The organism is Sphaerisporangium dianthi (assembly GCF_042654065.1).
Classification (GTDB): domain Bacteria; phylum Actinomycetota; class Actinomycetes; order Streptosporangiales; family Streptosporangiaceae; genus Sphaerisporangium; species Sphaerisporangium dianthi.
Map to the genome: position 1 here is coordinate 84,715 of NZ_JBHSFP010000019.1, position 19,762 is coordinate 104,476.

A 19,762-nucleotide genomic window follows, 5' to 3' on the forward strand; every position below is an offset into this window, starting at 1 on the left:
CGCACAAGGGGGATGAGATTGACCGGCTTCGATCAGCACCTGACGATCACCACGCGACGGCTGCTCCTGCGGCCCTTCGGTCCCCGGGACGCCGACCGGGTGCGCGCGATCATCGAGTCGGGGGCGCAGTTCCTCCCGCCGGGCGTGCCCGGCCACCCTTCCAGCGTGCCGCAGTGGCTGTCGTACGGCGTGCACGAGCTGTGGCGGTCCGGCCAGGGCATCCACCTGGCCATGGTCGCCGAGGGGACGATCGTCGGGGCCATCAGCCTGTTCAAGACCGTGTGGGGCGCGGGGACGGCCGAGATCGGGTACGGCGTGCACCCCTTCCACCGCGGCCGCGGGTACGCCCCCGAGGCCGTCGGCGGGCTGACCGAGTGGGCGCTCACCAAGGGAGGGCTGCGCCGCGTCGAGCTGCGCGCCAACCTGGACAACACCGCCTCCCTGCGCGTCGCCGAGAAGGCGGGGTTCACCCGCGAGGGCCTGCTGCGCGGCGCGGGCGTCGAGGAGGACGGCCCGCACGACCTGGTCGTGTTCGGGCTGCTGGCCCGCGACCTCGCGATGGGCCCGCCCACCATGAACGGCCGGGGCTTCGGCACGGGCGTGCGCCTCGAGAGCGAGCGGCTCATCCTGCGCCCGTTCACCGGCACCGACGCCAAGGACGTCTTCCAGGCGGTGGACGGCGACCCCGAGATCAACCGCTGGATGCCCTGGGCGGACGGATACGACCTGCAGCGGGCGTACGACTGGTGCACCAAGTTCGCGCATGGCGACTCGGTCAACGGCGTGCAGTTCGCCATCGAACCCAAGGACGGCGGCCGCCTGGCCGGGTCGGCGGGCATCCAGCGCGCCGACTGGGAGCGCGGCGACGTCGAGGTGGGCTACTGGATCTCGCCGTGGGCGCGGCGCCGCGGGTTCGCCTGCGAGGCGACGCGCGCCGTCAGCACGTTCCTGATGATGCGAGGCTTCCACCGCGTCACGCTGCTGGCCGCCGTCGGCAACGTCGCCAGCCAGGCCGTGGCCCGCAAGGCCGGCTTCACCGAGGAGGGCGTCCTGCGCGGGGCCCTGCCCATCTCCGGAGGCATCTCCGACGCCGTCCTGTTCAGCCTCCTCAAAGGCGAGACCCTCTGATGCGCGCCCTTCACCGTCCGCGCCGCGCCGTTCACGGCCCGCGCCGCGCCGTTCACGGCCCGCGCCGCGCCGTTCACCGTCCGCGCCGCGCCGTTCACGGCCCGCGTCGAACCGCTCGCGTACACCCGCTGACGTGCGACGGGCACAGCGCGTAGCTATCGCGGTTTTCCCGGGGTACGTAACGGCCGCGGGTCGGACGACCATGAACGGATGGTCTGCGTTCCGCCAAAAGGTACGCAAAGGCATGTCCAAGTGTTGACAGATTCAGATATCCTCGCGACCCGACCAGATAACCGCAGGTCAAAGGATCGGAGATCCACATGAAGCCGCCGCTTCTGCTCATAGGGCACGGCGCCCACGATGACACGGGCGCGGCAGAGTTCGGCCGTTTCGTCCATCGACTGCGGTGCCGTCTCGACCAGGTCGCGACGGACGTGTCGGGGGGCTTCGTCGCCAAGGGACGGCCGTCGCTGAACGACTCCGTCGCATCTCTGCTCGCTCGCGGCCATCACCGCCTGGTGACCGTCCCGCTCGCCCTCGGCGACAGCGGCGACATCCCCGCCGAGATCGCCCGCGCCCAGGTGATGCACCCCACCCTCAGCTGCGACCTCGCCCGCCCGCTCGACGCCTCGCCCCAGGTGCTCGCGCTGATGGCCGAACGGCTGGCCGACGCGCTCGCCGAGATGCCGCGGCTCGCCTCGGTCACCATGGGCGACGAGCACGGCGACGCCGCGTGGGAGCCGATCTCGCCCGCCGACACCGCCGTGGTGCTCGTGGGTCACGGATCCTCCGACACCGCCGCGAACGCCGACGTCCATCGCGTGTCCCGCCTGTTCTGGGAGACGCACGCCGCCGACCTGCTGACCGTCGAGACCGCGTACGTCTCCGACGCCCCGCCGTCCGTCGCGCAGGGCATCGAGCGCTGCCGGCGCCTGGGCGCCAAGCGGGTCGTCGTGCTTCCCTACCTGCTGTTCGCCGGTGGCGTGCTGGAGCGCATCTGGGCCGAGGCGCTGGCATACGCGGCAGGGCACATCGATCTGGACGTGCGCTGCGCCGAGGTGATCGGCGACTGCGAAGGGCTGGCCGACCTGATCATCGAGCGGTACGACGAGGCGCTCCGGGCCGCCGACCTGTGGCCGGCCCGCCAGGACACGCCCGTCTTCGGCATGGCGGGCATGGCGGGCAGGGCGGTCTTCACCGAGCCGGTCGAAGACCTGCTGGACGCCTCCGACGAGCCTCTTTCGCTGGAGGCACTCGACTCCCTCCCGGCGGCCGAGATGCTGGAGGAGGTCGGCGACGGCGTCCTGCGCGGCGACGATTCCCCGATCCGCAGCCTGGCGCGCGAACAGGCCACCATGGCCGAAGGCCTGGTGTGACCACACCGCCCTCCACTCCCTCCTTCAGGGGAAGGCCCGGTATGACGACGCCGGCGGTCCCCGCCCCGTACCTCTGAAGGAACTTCCGGCGTGACGACGCCGGCGATCTCCATCCCGTACCCCTGAAGAATGGCCTGGCGTGACGACGCCGGCCGGTCTCCCTCCCCGTACCCCGATGGAAGGGCCGGCGTGACGACGCCGGCCGCTCTTTCTCCGCATCCCCCGACGGAAGGCCCGGTGTGACCATGCGAGATGGCTCCTTGGCGCGGACCCTGGCGGCGATCAGGCCTGCCGACCAGGAGGCGATGAGCCAGGCGCGAGCCCACCAGGACCGCCTGACCAAGCCCCGCGGAGCGCTCGGCGCGCTGGAGGAGGTCGCCGTGCGCCTCGCCGGCGCCGCCGGAGCCTGCCCGCCTCCGCTCCCGGCCCCCGCCGCTCTGGCGATCTTCGCCGGTGACCACGGCGTGCACGCCCAGGGAGTGACCCCGTGGCCGCAGGAGGTCACCACCCAGATGGTGGCGAACTTCCTGGCCGGCGGGGCCGTGGCGAACGCCTTCGCCGCCCAGGCCGGCACATCGGTGACCGTGGTGGACGTCGGAGTCGCCGCCGACCTCCCAGAAGCGCCCGGCCTGGTCTCGCGCAAGGTCGCCCACGGCACGGCCGACCTGTCGCAGGGGCCCGCCATGACCGTGGACCAGGCCGTCGCCGCGCTGGAAACGGGCATCGCGGTCGCCGGCGACCTGATCGGCGCGGGGGCCGCCTGCCTGATCACCGGGGACATGGGCATCGCCAACACCACGGCGTCGGCCGCGCTCATCTGCGCTTTCACCGGCCACGATCCGGCGCTGGCGACCGGCAGGGGCACGGGCGTCGACGACGCCACCCTCGACCGCAAGATCGCCGTCATCCGCCGCGCCCTCCAGATCAACGACATCCAGATCAACGGCATCGCAGACGGCGGCCAGGGCCGTACGTCAGATGCCGACGGCGGCCACGGCCGCTTGCCCGTCGGTGCCGGGGGACGGGCGTCGGATGCCGCCGTCAGCGAGGCGGTCCGCAAGCTGGCGGCCGTAGGCGGCCTGGAGCACGCCGCCCTGGCGGGGTTCATCCTCGGCGCCGCCGCGTCCCGCGTCCCGGTCATCCTGGACGGGGTCATCGCCGGCTCGGCCGCTCTCGTGGCCGTGGCGCTGTCCCCGGACGCCCTCGCCCACTGCGTCGCGGGCCACCTCTCGGCCGAGCCGGGGCACGCGCTCGCGCTCGACCACCTCGGCCTCCGTGCTCTGGTCGACCTGGATCTGCGTCTCGGCGAAGGCACCGGTGCGCTGCTCGCGTACCCCCTGGTCAGCTCGGCCGTCCGCGTCATGCACGAGGTCGCCACCTTCGACTCCGCCGGCGTGACCGACAAAGACGTCCAGAACCACGACGACTGATCTCGCCGCTCTCTTCACGTTCTCGGACGCCGGTCTCTTCGCACGTTCTCGGACGTCGATCTCTTCGCACGTCCTCGGATCACGACGCCCCGCCCTGGGACGGACGAGTTCTCAGGAGTTCCCCAGGGCATGGCGGACGCCTTCATCCCTCAGTGGTGCCACCGCGGTATTACCGGCGCGCGGCGGAGGTCTTTACCGTGAATACGGTTAAATGATGACGTTCTGCCATCAGGCGTGATTGGACCAGGATGCGCTACGGCCCGATGTTCGGTCCCGACATCACCTTCCTCGGCGTGGAGCGCTGCGACCTCGGCGACGCGGCCAGTTTCGAACGGGCGGACGTCGTGATCGTCGGCGCCCCCTTCGACGGAGGCACGAGCAACCGTCCCGGCGCGCGATTCGGCCCGATGGCCCTGCGTCAGGCGTGCTATCTGCCCCACGACGGATCCCGTCCCAGCCTGGCCCTGCGCGTCGACCCCCTGAAGGATCTCAAGGTCCTCGACGCCGGCGATGTCGAGTGCTTCTCGGGCGACATCGAGACCTCCATCGCCAACATCGAACAGGCCGTGCACACCATCTCGGCGTCCGGGGCGATCCCGCTGATCCTCGGCGGCGACCACACCGTCGCCCTGCCGGACGCGCGCGGCGTCGCGCGCCACCACGGGTTCGGGCGGGTCTCCATGATCCACTTCGACGCGCACGCCGACACCGGCGACGTCGAGTTCGGCAACCTGTACGGCCACGGCCAGCCGATGAGGCGCCTCATCGAGTCCGAGGCGATCCGCGGCGACAGGTTCCTGCAGATCGGGCTGCGAGGGTACTGGCCGGGCCCCGGCACGCTCGACTGGATGGCCCGGCAGGACATGCGCTCCTACGAGATGACCGAGATCGTGGAACGCGGGCTCACCGAGTGCCTCACCGAGGCGTTCGCGATCGCCACCGACGAGTGCGACGGGGTGTTCCTCTCGGTGGACATCGACGTGTGCGACCCCGGCCACGCCCCCGGCACGGGCACCCCCGAGCCCGGAGGCCTCTCCTCCCGCGAGCTCCTCGACGCCGTCCGGCGCGTCTGCTACGAGCTGCCCGTGGTCGGCATGGACGTCGTCGAGGTGTCCCCGCCGTACGACCACGCGGAGATCACCGCCTACCTCGGCAACCGCGTCATCCTTGAGGCCCTGTCCGCCATCGCGCGCAGACGAGAGGACGCGTCAGGCGGCGAGCCATGGGATCGGCGAAAGCCGCTCCTGCAAGGCAGGCAAGCTGTGCCTCGCGCCGCGACAGGCCTGTAGGTTTACCTCACGGACAACGGGTTTTGCCTCTTCCCGGGAAAGGGAACACCGTCCCATGTCGTCGCCATACCTGCTCGGTCTACGTCTCAGCGGCAGGCGCGTGCTCGTCGTCGGCGGCGGGCGTGTGGCCCAGCGCAGGGTGCCCACCCTGCTCCAGGCCGGCGCGTCGGTCACCCTGGTGTCCCCGAGCGTGACACCCGCGCTGGACGACCTCATCGCCGACGGCCTCGTCATCTGGGAGCGCCGGTCCTACCAGGTCGGCGACTGCGACGGAGCCTGGCTCGTCCAGGCGTGCACCGACAAGCGGTCCGTCAACGCCGCGATCGCCGCCGAGGCGGAGGCCAAGCACATCTGGTGCGTGCGCGCAGACGACCGCGACGCCTCCGCCGCGTGGACGCCGGCGAGCGGGCGCGTCGACGAGATCAGCGTGGCCATCACCGCCGGAGGCGATCCGCGCCGCGCCGCGGGCATCCGAGACGCCGTGGTCGACGCGCTTCGCGACGGCACCGTCGACGCGCGGCGCAACCGCACCAAGCCCGTCGGCGTCGCGCTCGTCGGCGGCGGCCCCGGTGATCCCGGGCTGATCACCGTACGCGGGCGCCAGCTCCTGGCCCAGGCGGACGTGGTCATCGCCGACCGCCTCGCTCCCCGTTCCGTGCTCGACGAGCTCGCGCCGGACGTCGAGCTCATCGACGCCGCCAAGATCCCCTATGGCCGCTATCTCGCCCAGGAGAAGATCAACGAGCTGCTGGTCGAGCACGCCAGGAAGGGCCGGTTCGTCGTGCGTCTGAAGGGCGGCGACCCTTTCGTCTTCGGTCGCGGCGGCGAGGAGGCCCTGGCCTGCGCGCGGGCCGGCATCCCCGTCATCGTGGTGCCGGGCGTCACCAGCGCGGTGGCCGTCCCCGCGGCCGCAGGTGTGCCGGTGACCCATCGGGGGGTGAGCCAGGAGTTCCACGTCATCTCCGTTCACGTCGCGCCGGACGATCCGAAATCAACTGTTGACTGGGCGGGACTGGCGAGATCACAGGGAACCCTGGTACTTCTGATGGCTGTTGAACGAATAGCCATGATCGCTGACACACTGCTACGAGAGGGACGTTCGCCGGAAACCCCCGTAATGGTGGTACAGGACGGTACTCTTCCGACCCAGCGAGCTCTTTATGCCAACCTCACCACGGTGGCGGAGCGAGTGACCGCCGCTGGGACGCGGCCCCCGGCGATTGTGGTCGTCGGTGACGTCGTCAGGGTCGGCCAGGAGATCGAGATGGTTCGAGCGGAGCGGGTTCCGTGAAATCGGCTGCGAAGAAGACCGAGCGCGCCGATGGGCACACCGAGCAGTCGGGTGAAGCGGTGATCGAGGGCAAGGACTCCCCAGAGGTCCCAGAGGAGCACACGATAACGTTCCAGGCGATCCGGGCCGGCGGCGACGGCCCGATCACCGGTGCGCCCTCAGCCGCCCAGACCGCTGACGCCCGGACCTCTGGTGAGGCGTCCGACGACGCCCGATCCGCCAAGGACGCGTCCGACGACGTTCGGATCGCTGATGACGCGTCCGCTGAGGTTGAGGGCGCTGGTGACGCGTTCGATGCCTTCCGTGCGGGCGAGGCCGAAGGCGCCGCATCCGGCGCGGAGCACGCGAATTCCGCCTCCGCCGCCGACCGCAGCGCCGCCGTGAACGCCGGGGACGTCCAGGACGCCGAAGGCGTCGACCATGCCCAGAATGCCCAGGAAGCAGGGGTCGTCGAGCGCGCCGAGTATTCCCAGCGAGCGGGGGACGCCGAGCCCGCCGAGGACGCCCGAGAAGCAGGCGCCGCCGAAGATGTCCAGGACGCCGAAGACGTCCAGAACGCCCGGGCCGCTCAGGACACCGCGAATCTTCAGGACGCCGAGGCCATTCAGGACACCGAAGGTGTTCAGGACGCCGAGGCTGTACAGGACGCCGAGGTTGTTCAGGGCGCTAAGGGTGTTCGGGACACCGAGCCCGTGCAGGACGCCGAAGACGTCCACGACGCCGGGGCCGTTCAGGACGCCGGCTCGTTCGAGGCCGGGGCATCGCCCGAGGTCGGCGCACCGGTGGAGGCCCTCACCGATCCCGTCCCGGCGGACACCGTGCACGACGACACCGACGACACCGACGACACCGACGCCCCCGCGCCCTCTTCCTCCGCCCGGCCGGCCTCCTCCAGCGCGTGGGACCCCTTCGCGCCCCCGGCCGTGGAACCGTCCGACGCCGAGAAGGACGCCGGTGCGCCTTCGGACAGCGGTTCCGGTGCCGAGCCTTCCGCCGCGCCCGCCGTCGCCGAGACCTCGGGCAGCCTTTTCCAGCCCGCGCGGGCACAGGCGCAGGCGCTCCCGCAGCCTCCCGCCATCCCCGAGGACGCTCACCCGGGGTCGTATTCCGAGCCCGAACCCGAGCCCGAACCCGAACCCGAGTCGCACAAGCGCGTGCGCGAGACGACGCTGCCCAAGCCGGTCTCGCGGGCGTTGACCGCGGCGCTCTCCGGACTGCGGGACGGCGTCGGCGGAGTCCGGCTCGGCCTGGAGGTCCCCGGCGTCGAGGAGGCGCGCAAGGCGCAGACCGAGATCCTCGCCCAGATCAAGAACTACGTCATCCCCCGGGTGCACATGAGCACCGCGCCGGCGCTGATCGCCGTCGTCGGCTCGACCGGGGCCGGCAAGTCCACGCTCGTGAACACCCTGGCCGCGGCCAAGGTGAGCGCGACGGGCGTCCGCCGCCCCACCACCGGCACGCCCGTCCTGGTGTGTCACCCCGACGACGGCGACTGGTTCGCGAAGGGTGACGTGCTCAGCGGCCTGGTGCGCCTCGACCGGCCTGCTCCGGGCAGCGGTCTCGACAGCCTGGTGCTTTCCTCGAGCGAGCGGTTGCCGCCGGGCCTGGCGCTGCTCGACACCCCCGACATCGACTCTGTGGTGGAGACCCACCACGAGGTGGCCCAGCGCATGCTCGACGCCGCCGACCTGTGGGTCTTCGTCACGACCGCGACCCGCTACGCCGACGCGCCCGCGTGGAACCTGTTACGGCTGGCCAAAGAGCGCGGCGCGCGCATGGCGATCGTGCTGTCGCGGGTCCCGCCGAAGTCCCGCGACGTGATCGACAAGCACTTCGCCCGGATGCTCCAGGAATACGGTCTCGGGGAGGTCGACCGCTTCGTCATCAACGAGGCCACCGTCACCGCCGGGCGCCTGCCCGAGGCGGAGGTCGCCGAGCTGCGCATGTGGCTGACCGAGCTGTCGGTCGACGACCAGCGCCGCGACCAGGCCGTCCGGGCCACCCTGGATGGGGTCCTGAACAGCTTCCGCAGCCGCGTTCCCGCGCTGGCGCGGCACATGGAGGCCCAGGTCGCCTTCCGGGCCGAGTTGCGGACCGACGTGGACGCCGCCTACATGGGCGCGCTCGCCGAGATCGACGACGCGATGAGCAACGGTTCCCTGCTGCGCGGGGAGGTCCTGGCCCGCTGGCAGGACTTCGCCGGCTCCGGCGACCTGATCAAGTCCTTGCACCTGCGCCGTCCCGGCCGTCTGGCCGCCAAGTCCGCCCAGCACGCCCCCGCCCGGCTGCACGCCTTCCGGGCGGCGCTGCGGTCGGGGCTCGAAGCGGTGATCGTCTCGTCCGGGCAGCGGGCGGCGGAGGAGGTCGTCGCGAGGTGGCGCCAGCGTGACGGCGCGGGTGAGCGCCTGGCCGCGGCGCCGAGCCTCGGCCGGCCGTCCGACGAGTTCGCCCGCCGGGTCGGCCGTACGATCGGCGCCTGGCAGGAGCACGTCGTCGGCCTGGTCCGTGCCGGAGGCGTGACCAAGCGCTCGGTGGCCAAGCTCGTCGCCTTCGATGAGGAAGCGCTGTCAATGGTCTTCATGATGGGCCTGCTCGGCTACGGCAGTTCGGAGGTCGCGGCCGTCTCAGGGACGGGCACCCTTCCTGAGCGCCTGCTGCGCGGTGTGCTCGGCGCCGAGGCGCTGCGCAGCATCGGGACGAAGGCGCGCAGCGATCTTCGTGCCCGCATCAGCGTGCTGTTCGACGAGGAGACGTTCAGATACGTGCAGGTGCTCGACGAGGCGGGAATCCCCGACGAGGCCGCGGCCAAGCGGCTCTACCAGGCAACGTACAACCTTGAGGTCGCCCGATGAGTGTCAGCGTGCGAGCGGGGACGCCGGATACGCGAAACGATCTGAGCTACCGGCTCTCGGCCCTCGCGAAGATCGTCGAGCTCGGCCCCGGCAGGGTCGACCCCACGCTGATCGCCGAGGCGGGGCAGCTGCTGCTGCGCGCGGGCGACCGGCTCAAGCTGTCCGGCGAGCACACCGTCGTCGCCCTGGCCGGAGGCACGGGCAGCGGCAAGTCGTCGCTGTTCAACCGCCTCTCCGGGCTCGAACTGTCCCCGACGGGGGTGCGCCGCCCGACGACCGCGCGCACGCACGCGTGCGTGTGGGGCCTGGACGGGGCGGGGCCGCTGCTCGACTGGCTGCAGGTGCAGTGGCGCCACCGGTTCGCCCGTGCCAGCGCGCTCGACCGGGGCGAGAGCCAGCTCCACGGACTGATCCTGCTCGACCTGCCCGACCACGACTCCATCAGGGCCATCACCGACCACGAGGCCGACCGCCTGATCAAGGTGGTCGACCTCATCGTGTGGGTGCTCGACCCGCAGAAGTACGCCGACGCCGCCACGCACACCAAGTACATCGCCGAGTTGGCGGGACACGAGGCGGTCACCGTGTTCGCGCTCAACCAGGCCGACCGGCTGGCCCCTGAGGAACTCGCCGAGTGCGTCGTCGACCTGTCCGACCTGCTGAAGCGCGAGGGCGTGCAGCATCCGCGCATCGTGCCCACCTCGGCGACCACGGGCAGGGGCGTGAACAGCCTGAAAAGCGTGCTCGCCGAGTCCGTCGTCCAGCGGCGGGCGGCCGTCCAGCGCCTGGAGGCCGATCTCAACCTCGTCATGGCCAAGCTCGCGAAGGTCATGCCCGCGCCTGAGGCCATGGCCGTGCAGCCCACCGTCGACCTCGCCCGGCAGGAAGGGCTCACCGACGCTCTCTGCGACGCGGTAGGCGTCCCTGCCGTGGGCGAGGCCATGGAGAACGTGTACGGCGTGCGCTCCATCGACTGGGTCGGCTGGCCGTACGCCCGCTGGGCCGCGCGCCTGCGCCCCGACCCGCTGAACAGCCTGCGCCTGGGCAACGTGCGCGACGAGATCAAGGCCGTGACCGCGGCCTCGGTGAGCGCCCAGCCCGCCGAGGTCGAGAACGCCGTCCAGGCGCTCGCCGACGGCCTCGGCTCCGGCATGCCCGAGGCCTGGCAGAACGGCGTCAGGGACGCCGCCCGGTCGCAGGCCGGCCGGCTGCCGGAGGTCCTGTCCAGCGAGCTGACCGAGATCGCTCCGAGCCTTGACCGGGTTCCCGGCTGGTGGTGGCTGCTGAAGATCTGGCAGTACCTGCTCGTTGTGCTTTTCGTCGCCGGCATCGGCTGGGCCGGAGCCGTCTTGTTGTACGGCGTGTTCAAGATAGGCCCGGCGCCGGCCGATCTGCTGGGCGATGTGACCACGCTGCCATGGCTCGGACTGATGATCGTCAGCGTGCTCGGCCTTGGCCTGCTGTCGGCCATCGCGAGCCGCAACTTCGTGGTCCTCGGCGCGGGGAACGAGCGCGAGCAGCTCGAAAGGGAGATGCGCCGGCGCATCGCGGCGGTGTCCAAGGAAATGGTGGTCAAGCCGGTGGAGCACGAGCTCCGCCGCTACAACGAGTTCTTCGCCGCCCTGCTCTCCACCCGGCGCTGACCCGCCCCGCGGGGGGTGGTGCGACGGCCTTGCGTTCCGCGGTTCTCCACAGTGGAGCGCCCGGCGTGGCGACTTATCCACAGAATGTAGTTCGGCAATCATGGAGCGTGACGGGTCGGACCAGACTGGCTCCCACGTCGGCGGAGATGGTCCGCCGGCCCGCCATGGGAGGCATGATGAACGACACCTACATCACGTTGGTCGGCAACGTCACCGCCGACCCCCGCCAGTACGACTGCAACGACGGCTCCCGCGTCACATCGCTACGGCTGGCTTCGACGCGGCGCGTGTTCGACAGGTCTTCCCAGACGTGGCATGACGGCGAGACGACCTTCTACGCCGTGCGGTGTTACCGGTCTCTCGCCGACAACGTCGCCCGGTCCATCAAACTCGGGCAGCCGATCGTCGTCCACGGCAGGCTGCGCATCCGGTCCTACGATCGTGATGGCGAGCGCCGTTTCACCGCCGAGGTCGAGGCGACGTCCGTGGGCCACGACCTGCGGCGCGGCGTGAGCACCTTCCAAAGACCTCAGCGAGGGCCCGCCTCCCCCGCCTTCGACCAGACGGCGCATTCCAGCGATTCCGGCGATGCTCGCGATGCTGGGGGAGCCGCCGATCCGTTTCTTGGCGCCGGTGCCGTGGCCCCCGCTGACGCGATCGCCGCCGTGCGCGCGGAGCAGGCCTCGGCCGCCGGCGTCCCGTGGGCGGCGCAGGCCTCCTCCGAACCTCTCGCGGCCTGAGCCATGCCCAGCGCGAACGGGTGCGTGACGCGTGGGGGATCAAGCGCTGGAAGAAGGAGCGGCGCTTTCATCGGACGGGTGGGTGCTGGAGGAGAGAGCGCGGTGCTTGCGAAGAGAGGGCGGTGCTTGCGTCAGACGGGTGGGGCGGGCGCGGGAAGCAGAGACCGCCGCTTGCGAAGAGAGGGCGGTGCTTGCATCCGACGGGTGGGGTGGCGGTAGAGAGCGGTGCTTTGCGATAGGAGGAGGGAGAGCGGGGCGTCGGAGGAGGGAGAGCGGGGCGTCGGAGGAGGGGAGCGGGCGTTCGAGGAGGAGGGGGGAGCGGGCGTTCGAGGAGGACGGAAGAGCGGGCGTTGGAGGAGGAGCGGGCGCTACCGGGGGGCTGGTAGGCGGCGCCTTGTCAGATCCAGATGATGCCCCGCACCATGGCTGCTCCTTTCCCGCAGGGGGCGCTCCACGCAGAGCGATCGAGTCGAGGCCAACGGACGGAGTTGACCGCAGTGCTCAACGTAGCGGTTCCCATCGCGGGCCGCACACTCTGCGACTATTGTGTTACACATCGTGAGACGTAGAGTCGATGTCATAGAGCGGCCCAGGTGGGTGTGAGCGTTGGGGGATGTGATGGCGGCGTCTGGTGAACTCTCGCTTGAGCCACGCGGCGGCATGCTCTCGCTGGCCGACCGATGGCCACTGCTGGCACAACCCGCCGCCCTGGTCGTCTATCTCTGCGCCACCGTGGGCCTTGCCTTCGGAGCGGCGGGCTATCTCGCGACCTCCACCGAGTTCCGCTGGTCCGAGCTGCTGACCTTCGTGGCGCTCATGGCGTGCGGAGCGGTCTGCATCGAGGCGACCCGCCGCCTCGGCATGCCGGCCGGCGTCTCGCGCGACCTGCTCTCCGCCTGGTGGCTGCCCGCCGCCTTGCTGCTGCCACCGGTCTACGCCCTACTGGCGCCGCTGCCGTTGCAGTTCCTGTTGCAGATACGCGTCCGGGCGACGGTCCTTTACCGGCGCGTGTTCAGCGCGGCCGCCATCGGTCTCGCGGCGGGCGTCGCGTCCTTGATCTTCCATGCCGTGGTGCCCGGCCGCATGGGGGCGCCGCCCGCGTCGAGCTGGCCACTGGCTGTCGCGGTGGGGTGCGCGGCGCTCTTCACCGTGCTGAACACCGCGCTGATCGCCATCGCCCTGTACATGTCCGATCCGGACACGCGCTGGCGTGACGTGTTGTGGGACCGCGAGCGCGTCCTGCTCGACGTCGTCGAGTTGTGCCTCGGGGTGCTGGTCGCCATCGCCTGCGGCCTCAGCCCGGTGCTGCTGGCGCTGACCCTGCCTCCGGTGGTCCTCCTGCAACGCAGCCTGCTGCACGCCCAGCTCAAGGCGGCCGCCCGCACGGACGCCAAGACGGGCCTGCTCAACGCGATGGCCTGGCAGCGGGAGGCCGACACCGAGATCGTCCGGGCCCGGCGCACGGGGGAGACGCTCGCCCTGCTGATCGTCGACATCGACTACTTCAAACGGGTCAACGACACCTACGGCCACCTGGTCGGAGACCAGGTTCTCGCGGGCGTCGCCACGGCCCTGCGCAGCCAGCTTCGCGACTATGACGTGGTCGGCAGGTTCGGCGGTGAAGAGTTCGTGGTGCTGCTGCCGCGCGCCGACGTCGCCGAGGCCAGGCGAGTGGCCGAGCGCCTGCGTTCCCGCGTCGGCCGCATGGCCATCCCCGTCGACGACACGATGATCTCGGTCACCGTGTCCGCCGGCGTGGCCATCATGAGCCTCCACGGCGATGATCTGATCGAGCTGCTGGCCGCCGCCGACCTCGCCCTCTACCGTGCCAAGGAGCTCGGCCGCGACCGCATTTGCCTTCCCGTCGCACCAGAATCCCCGCCGCACGCGCGAGCGGACAACTCCGATGGCGGAATCCCCTAGTCTTAGGAACATGCCCGAGTACATCTATACGATGCAGCGTGTCCGCAAGGCGCACGGCGACAAGGTCATTCTTGACGACGTCACGCTGCATTTCCTGCCCGGAGCCAAGATTGGTGTGCTGGGCCCCAATGGCACTGGTAAGTCCACGCTGCTGAAGATGATGGCCGGCCTCGAACAGCCGTCCAACGGTGACGCCCGGCTGATGCCCGGCTTCACGGTGGGCATGCTGCAGCAGGAGCCGCCGCTGAACGAGTCCAAGACCGTCCTGGGCAACGTCCAGGAGGGCGTGGCCGAGACGCTGGCCATGCGCGCCCGGTTCGAAGAGATCGCCGAGCTCATGGCGACGGACTACAGCGACGAGCTCCTCGACGAGATGGGCAGGCTGCAGGAGGCGCTGGACCACCGCAACGGGTGGGATGTCGACAGCCAGCTCGAGCAGGCGATGGACGCCCTCCGCTGCCCCCCGCCGGACTCCGAGGTCACCAAGCTGTCCGGTGGTGAGCGTCGCCGGGTCGCGCTGTGCAAGCTGCTGCTCGAGCAGCCCGACCTGCTGCTGCTCGACGAGCCCACCAACCACCTCGACGCCGAGAGTGTCCAGTGGCTTGAGCAGCATCTCGAGAAGTACCCCGGCACCGTCCTGGCCGTCACCCACGACCGTTACTTCCTCGACAACGTCGCGACGTGGATCCTCGAGCTCGACCGCGGCCGCTGCTACCCCTACGAGGGCAACTACTCCACCTACCTTGAGCAGAAGGCCGCCCGCCTGAAGGTGGAGGGCCAGAAGGACGCCAAGCGCAAGAAGCGCCTGGAAGACGAGCTCCAGTGGGTGCGCTCCAACGCGAGGGCCCGCCAGACCAAGAGCCGTGCGCGTCTGCAGCGGTACGAAGAGATGGCCGCCGAGGCGGACAAATACCGCAAGCTCGACTTCGAAGAGATCCAGATCCCGCCGGGCCCGCGTCTGGGCACCACGGTCATCCGGTCCACCGGCCTCACCAAGGGCTTCGGCGACCGGGTGCTCATGGAAGATCTGTCCTTCGACCTGCCGCGCAACGGCATCGTCGGCATCATCGGCCCGAACGGCGTCGGTAAGACGACCCTGTTCCGCATGATCATGCAGGGCGAGACGCCGGATGGCGGCGACATCCTGGTCGGCGACACCGTCAAGATCTCCTACGTCGACCAGGGCCGCAGCAACATCGACCCGGCCAAGAACGTCTGGCAGGTCGTCTCCGACGGCCTGGACCACATCAAGGTCGGCCACGTCGAGATGCCCTCGCGCGCCTACATCGCGGCCTTCGGCTTCAAGGGGCCCGACCAGCAGAAGCCCGCGGGCATCCTGTCGGGTGGCGAGCGCAACCGCCTCAACCTGGCGCTCACCCTCAAGCAGGGCGGCAACGTGCTGCTGCTCGACGAGCCGACCAACGACCTCGACACCGAGACGCTGTCCAGCCTCGAGAACGCCCTGCTCGACTTCCCGGGCTGTGCGGTGATCACCTCTCACGACCGGTGGTTCCTCGACCGCACCGCGACCCACATCCTCGCGTGGGAAGGCGGCTCCAACTGGTTCTGGTTCGAGGGCAACTACGCCGACTACGAGAAGAACAAGGTCGAACGACTGGGCGCCGACGCGGCGCGCCCGCACCGCGTCACCTACCGCAAGCTGACCCGCGAGTGACCGGCCCGCGAAGGGCGCGGTGCCGCGGCCACGTCGCCCAAGGGGCTCTCTCCCCGCTCCCGCCGGTCGACGGCGGGAGCGGGGCGCGTCGGATACGAGCTGCCGGGCGGTCGTCAGGCTGAACGGAGCCAGACCGTGGTGTCCGGGGCGAGGGAGGTGTCGCCGGGGTCGCCGCTGGACAGCAGGACCTCGCGGTGCGGCGGCAGCGGGACGGGGCCCTCGCCGCAGTTGGTGGCACAGATCAGCTCGCCGCGCGTGAACATGAGCGTGTCTTCGGGGGAGTCGAGCCAAGCGATGGCGCCGGGCAGCGTGGCCCGCAGCGACCGGCGCAGATCGAGGGCGCGGCGGTAGAACGACAGGGTGGAGGCCGGGTCGGCGGCCTGGCGCTCGGCGGTGAGCGCGGCCCACGAGGCCGGCTGAGGCAGCCACGGAGGCGTGTCGCCGGAGGAGAACCCGTACGGCTGGGCAGGGCCGGACCACGGCATCGGCACCCGGCATCCGTCACGGCCGAGCAACTCGCCCTTGGAGCGCTCGAAGATCGGGTCTTGGCGCGACTCCGGGGGAAGATCCTTCACCTCCGGGAGGCCGAGTTCCTCCCCTTGGTAGAGGTACGCGGACCCGGGCAGGGCGAGCATGGCGAGCAGGGCGGCACGTCCGCGGGCGAGCCCGGCCCCCGGGTCCAAAGATCCCTCGCCGTAGCGGGTGATGTGGCGCACCACGTCATGGTTGGACAGCACCCAGGTCGGCGCGGTGACCGCGGCCAGCGTGTCATCGATGATCTTGCGGAAGGCGGTCGCCGACCAGGGCGCCTCCAGCCAGGCGAAGTTGAAGCTCTGGTGCAGCTCGTCGGGCCGGACGTAGAGGGCGAGGTCTTCGGCGCTGTCGGTCCACACCTCGCCCACGGCGGCGCGGTCGCTTGCGTAGGAGTCGAGCACCTTGCGCCATTCGCGGTACACCTCGTGCACCTCGGGCTGGCTCCAGATGGGCGAGCGCGACTGGAAGCCCTCTTCGGCCGGCGGCACGTCGGGCAGATCGGCGTCCTTGTACAGGCCCATCGCCACATCGATGCGGAAGCCGTCCACGCCGCGGTCGAGCCAGAAGCGCAGGACGTCCTGGAACTCCTCGTGGACGGCCGGGTTGCGCCAGTTGAAGTCGGGCTGTTCGGGGGCGAACAGGTGGAGGTACCACTGCCCGTCGGGCAGGCGGCTCCACGCGGGCCCGCTGAACACCGACGTCCAGTTGTTGGGCGGCGCGTCCCCGTCCCGGAAGACGTAGCGGTCGCGCTCGGGGCTGCCGGGCGGGGAGGCCAGCGCGGCCTGGAACCACGGATGGGCCGAGGAACTGTGGTTCGGCACGACGTCGACGATCAGCCGCAGGCCGTGGGCGTGGGCGTCGGCGACCAGCTCGTCGAAGTCGGCCAGTGTGCCGAACAGCGGGTCGACGCCCCGGTAGTCGGCGACGTCGTAGCCGCCGTCGGCCATGGGGGAGGGTTGGAACGGAGTCAGCCAGATCGCGTCCACGCCGAGCTCCGCGAGGTAGGGCAGGCGGGAACGGATCCCTTGGAGGTCGCCGACGCCGTCTCCCGAGGCGTCGGCGAAGCTGCGAACGTAGATCTCGTAAACGACGGCGTCTCGCCACCAAGGGGAGTTATTCACAAATCCTTGGCTGCCCCTCGAAGCGGGCACTTATGCGTTCACAAGGCTCTGGGCCGCGTACTGCAGGTAGGTCCAGAGCTTGGCGGACAGTTCCTCAGGCAGTTCGAGGGACTCGACGGCGTCGCGCATGTGCCTCAGCCACGCGTCGCGCTCGGGCTCGCCGATGACGAACGGCGCGTGCCGCATGCGCAGCCGCGGGTGCCCGCGCTGCTTGCCGTAGGTGGTGGGGCCGCCCCAATATTGGATGAGGAACAGGCGCAGCCGCTCTTCGGCCCCGGTGAGGTCTTCCTCCGGATAGAGCGGGCGGAGGAGCGGATCGCTCTTGACGCCCTGGTAGAAGCGGTGAACGAGGCGTTCGAAGGCCTCTGAGCCGCCGACGGCGTCATAGAAGGACATTGGCTCTGCAGGTGTAGCGGACACGGTCTCCAGCCTACTCAGACCCCGGCGAGGGAGATGCCCGCACGGTCGAGCGCCCACTTGACGCGCATGCGCAGTTCGCGCGCGACCTCGGCCTGGTGGGCGGGGACGGTCTTCACGGTGATCCTGAAGATCATCGCCTTGTCGGAGATCTGCTCGAGGCCGTACACCTCGGGCTCCTCGACGATCGCGGTGTCCCGGAAGGACGGGTCGGCCCAGACCTCCTCGGCGACGGTCTTGAGCAGGTCGCGGATGGCGGCGATGTCGGCGTCGTAGGCCACGGGGACGTCGACCAGGGCCCGCGACCAGCCCTGGGACTCGTTGCCGATGCGGGTGATGGTGCCGTTGCGGACGTACCAGACCCGGCCGTCGGCGTCACGCAGGCGGGTGATGCGCAGGGTGACGGCCTCGACGGTGCCGACGGCCGTGCCGGTGTCGATCATGTCGCCCACGCCGTACTGGTCTTCCATCAGCATGAACATGCCGGCGATGAAGTCCTTCACCAGCTCCTGGGCGCCGAAGCCCACGGCCACGCCCAAGATGCCCACGCTGGTGAGGATGGGCGTGAGGTTCAGCCCGAAACGCCCGAGGATCATCATCGCGGCGGTGCCGAAGACGACCACGGAGACGAGGCTGCGCAGCACGGAGCCGAGGGTCTCGGCCCGCTGGCGGCGGCGCTCGGTGATCAGGGCCGCGGCGCCGTCCACGGTGGTGCCGGACCGCCGCAGGCGTTCGGGCAGCACGCCCTCGGCCGCGCGCCTGATCACCCGGTCGATCAGCCGGTGCATGATCGCCCGCGCGACCAGCGCCGCCACCGCGATGAGGACGACGTTGATCAGCCATGCGAGCGGCGAGGCCCACCCCGGTGGCAGCCAGTTCAGCAGGAACGTGCAGGCCACGTCGTCGCCGCCGCTGCTGACGCACGCGTTCGCCACTGCTTTCGCTACATCCGGCACCCACGACATGCCAGGTGAGGTTACGGGGTTGGACTCGACGACGAGCGTGAACACGCGGTTGGTACCTCTCGGATCGGGCCGGCCGGCGAAGACGATTATCGGTCGTTGACCTAGACGGAACGGTACTTGACCCAACTGACTTCGCCGACCGGCCCGGCCGCCGTCACGTTACGCCGGGGAAGACGGGAGTACCCGGGCCCGGGGCCGCGGAGGGCGGGCCCGGGCACCCCGGTGACGAGCGGCCCGGAACGGGACACGCACCCGGAAGCGTGTCCCGTTCCGTTCCCGATCGGGGGCTGTCCCCCCGATCACCACCGGGCCTGGATGGAGGTCCAGGCCCGGTGGCTGCTCTTGGGATGCCGGCGTGCGCCGGACGACGCCGCCGGCCGGTGCGCCGGAAGGCGTCCTGGCGGCGGCGGGTGATGCTGCCGGCAGGTGCCGTGACGTGGTCGTGGCACGTGCCAGGGAATGTGCCGGCCAATACAGAGCCGGCGGGATGCCCAGCGTCCGGGCGGCCGTGTCTCCACGTACGCCGGACGCTCCGCACCGGGCACCCCGCCGACCCCGAAGAGCCGCGGTGTCCACGGCGGACGGCGATGACTGCGCTGCATCGCGTCCGTCACGTGTCTTACTCGCTCACCGCGGCCAGCACACGGGCGACCTTGGTCGCCGCTCCCGCCGGATCGTCCACCTGGTGCATGCGCTCTCCCCACGACCACCAGTAGTAGGCGGGGGTCGCCTGCGGCCGGCAGGTGACGTTCTCGGCGAGGCTGGTGGCATTCGGATTGATCACGCGGACGAACGCCCGCCCCGACTGGGTGTGCACCACCCGAGCGAGCAGCCCCCGAGCGTCGAGCTCGTCGGCCAGGCGTTCCAGATATTGGAAGCTGTCGTCCACATCGAGCCTTCCTCTAGACCGATTCACCGGCGATCACACCGGTGAATCGGGGCTGGTTGGCCAAATCTGACTCACCCGTGGCCGATGGGTCAACGAAGGTGAGTAGCGTCGCGGGTGGGGGGATATTTCAAGTGGGTTGAAAGAACGTCCCCGGCGGAGGACGATCCTATGTCAGCAGGTTCGAGCGTCCTTTCATGTCCGGTCATTACTGGTCCATCATTCTCGATAGGCGCAGTGACACTGGCACGATGCTGCGTCCGCGCAGGTGGGACCGGTCGGGTTGGTGACCAGGGTGACAACTGGCCGCGGAGAGAGGGGCCGGGATGTCCGGCAGACAGCACAAGGAAACGGAGTTAGCGCGGCGAACCCGGGCGCGCGGCCTGGCGGTGGGGCACGGTATGGCCCGAATCGCCGAGGAGATTTTCGAAGAGTGTGCTCCCCATTTCGGGACAACTCGAATCAAATCTCACCGTCTCGCCCATGGCATCG

The 19,762-nt window shown here is 70.4% G+C and carries 15 protein-coding genes; 10 read left to right on the forward strand and 5 right to left on the reverse strand.

Features of this window, described 5'->3' with window-relative positions; genetic code table 11:
- The first annotated feature begins 18 nt into the window (after positions 1 to 18).
- From ACFO60_RS25040 to cobA, 5 genes are all read left to right on the forward strand, one after another.
- On the forward strand, positions 19 to 1,128 hold the full coding sequence (locus ACFO60_RS25040) for a GNAT family N-acetyltransferase (protein WP_380844074.1): 1,110 nt from the start codon (positions 19 to 21) through the stop codon (positions 1,126 to 1,128).
- 320 nt (positions 1,129 to 1,448) lie between these two features.
- Entirely contained in the window at positions 1,449 to 2,504 is a 1,056-nt protein-coding gene (locus ACFO60_RS25045; protein ID WP_380844076.1) for a sirohydrochlorin chelatase, read from the forward strand.
- Between the two features lie 245 nt (positions 2,505 to 2,749).
- On the forward strand, positions 2,750 to 3,934 hold the full coding sequence (locus ACFO60_RS25050; protein ID WP_380844211.1) for a nicotinate-nucleotide--dimethylbenzimidazole phosphoribosyltransferase: 1,185 nt from the start codon (positions 2,750 to 2,752) through the stop codon (positions 3,932 to 3,934).
- A gap of 263 nt (positions 3,935 to 4,197) precedes the next feature.
- Entirely contained in the window at positions 4,198 to 5,223 is a 1,026-nt protein-coding gene (gene speB, locus ACFO60_RS25055) for an agmatinase (RefSeq protein WP_380844078.1), read from the forward strand.
- A 55-nt stretch (positions 5,224 to 5,278) separates the two neighbouring features.
- Complete coding sequence (gene cobA / locus ACFO60_RS25060) at positions 5,279 to 6,514, forward strand: uroporphyrinogen-III C-methyltransferase (protein ID WP_380844080.1); 1,236 nt, start codon at positions 5,279 to 5,281, stop codon at positions 6,512 to 6,514.
- A gap of 158 nt (positions 6,515 to 6,672) precedes the next feature.
- Here cobA and ACFO60_RS25065 read toward each other — a convergent pair whose 3' ends face one another.
- A complete protein-coding gene (locus tag ACFO60_RS25065) occupies positions 6,673 to 7,230 on the reverse strand; it encodes a hypothetical protein (protein ID WP_380844082.1) in 558 nt (185 codons plus the stop codon).
- On the opposite strand from ACFO60_RS25065, the gene ACFO60_RS25070 reads away from it, so the two are divergent.
- From ACFO60_RS25070 to ettA, 5 genes are all read left to right on the forward strand, one after another.
- Positions 7,207 to 9,366: a GTPase gene (locus ACFO60_RS25070; RefSeq protein WP_380844084.1), complete on the forward strand. Its 2,160-nt coding sequence runs from the start codon at positions 7,207 to 7,209 to the stop codon at positions 9,364 to 9,366. The two genes, ACFO60_RS25065 and ACFO60_RS25070, sit on opposite strands and share 24 nt — an antisense overlap.
- Positions 9,363 to 11,009 carry a GTP-binding protein gene (locus ACFO60_RS25075; RefSeq protein WP_380844086.1) on the forward strand — a complete coding sequence of 549 codons (1,647 nt, stop codon included), beginning with the start codon at positions 9,363 to 9,365 and terminating at the stop codon, positions 11,007 to 11,009. Before ACFO60_RS25070 ends, ACFO60_RS25075 begins: the two co-directional genes overlap by 4 nt.
- 173 nt (positions 11,010 to 11,182) lie before the next feature.
- Complete coding sequence (gene ssb, locus ACFO60_RS25080; RefSeq protein ID WP_380844088.1) at positions 11,183 to 11,749, forward strand: single-stranded DNA-binding protein; 567 nt, start codon at positions 11,183 to 11,185, stop codon at positions 11,747 to 11,749.
- 618 nt (positions 11,750 to 12,367) lie between these two features.
- Positions 12,368 to 13,672 carry a GGDEF domain-containing protein gene (locus tag ACFO60_RS25085; RefSeq protein ID WP_380844090.1) on the forward strand — a complete coding sequence of 435 codons (1,305 nt, stop codon included), beginning with the start codon at positions 12,368 to 12,370 and terminating at the stop codon, positions 13,670 to 13,672.
- 10 nt (positions 13,673 to 13,682) lie between these two features.
- The gene (ettA, locus tag ACFO60_RS25090) at positions 13,683 to 15,347 is read left to right on the forward strand and encodes an energy-dependent translational throttle protein EttA (protein ID WP_380844092.1); all 1,665 of its coding nucleotides are present in this window, start codon (positions 13,683 to 13,685) and stop codon (positions 15,345 to 15,347) included.
- 113 nt (positions 15,348 to 15,460) lie between these two features.
- Here the strand turns inward: ettA and ACFO60_RS25095 are convergent, their stop codons facing one another.
- The 4 genes from ACFO60_RS25095 to ACFO60_RS25110 form a co-directional block, all read right to left on the reverse strand.
- A complete protein-coding gene (locus ACFO60_RS25095; RefSeq protein ID WP_380844094.1) occupies positions 15,461 to 17,002 on the reverse strand; it encodes a glycoside hydrolase family 13 protein in 1,542 nt (513 codons plus the stop codon).
- Between the two features lie 30 nt (positions 17,003 to 17,032).
- Entirely contained in the window at positions 17,033 to 17,398 is a 366-nt protein-coding gene (locus tag ACFO60_RS25100) for a globin (protein ID WP_380844096.1), read from the reverse strand.
- A gap of 38 nt (positions 17,399 to 17,436) precedes the next feature.
- Positions 17,437 to 18,429 (reverse strand): mechanosensitive ion channel family protein, encoded by a 993-nt coding sequence (locus ACFO60_RS25105; RefSeq protein ID WP_380844098.1) that lies wholly within the window; start codon positions 18,427 to 18,429, stop codon positions 17,437 to 17,439.
- A gap of 574 nt (positions 18,430 to 19,003) precedes the next feature.
- On the reverse strand, positions 19,004 to 19,273 hold the full coding sequence (locus tag ACFO60_RS25110; RefSeq protein ID WP_380844100.1) for a hypothetical protein: 270 nt from the start codon (positions 19,271 to 19,273) through the stop codon (positions 19,004 to 19,006).
- Between the last annotated feature and the right edge of the window lie 489 nt (positions 19,274 to 19,762).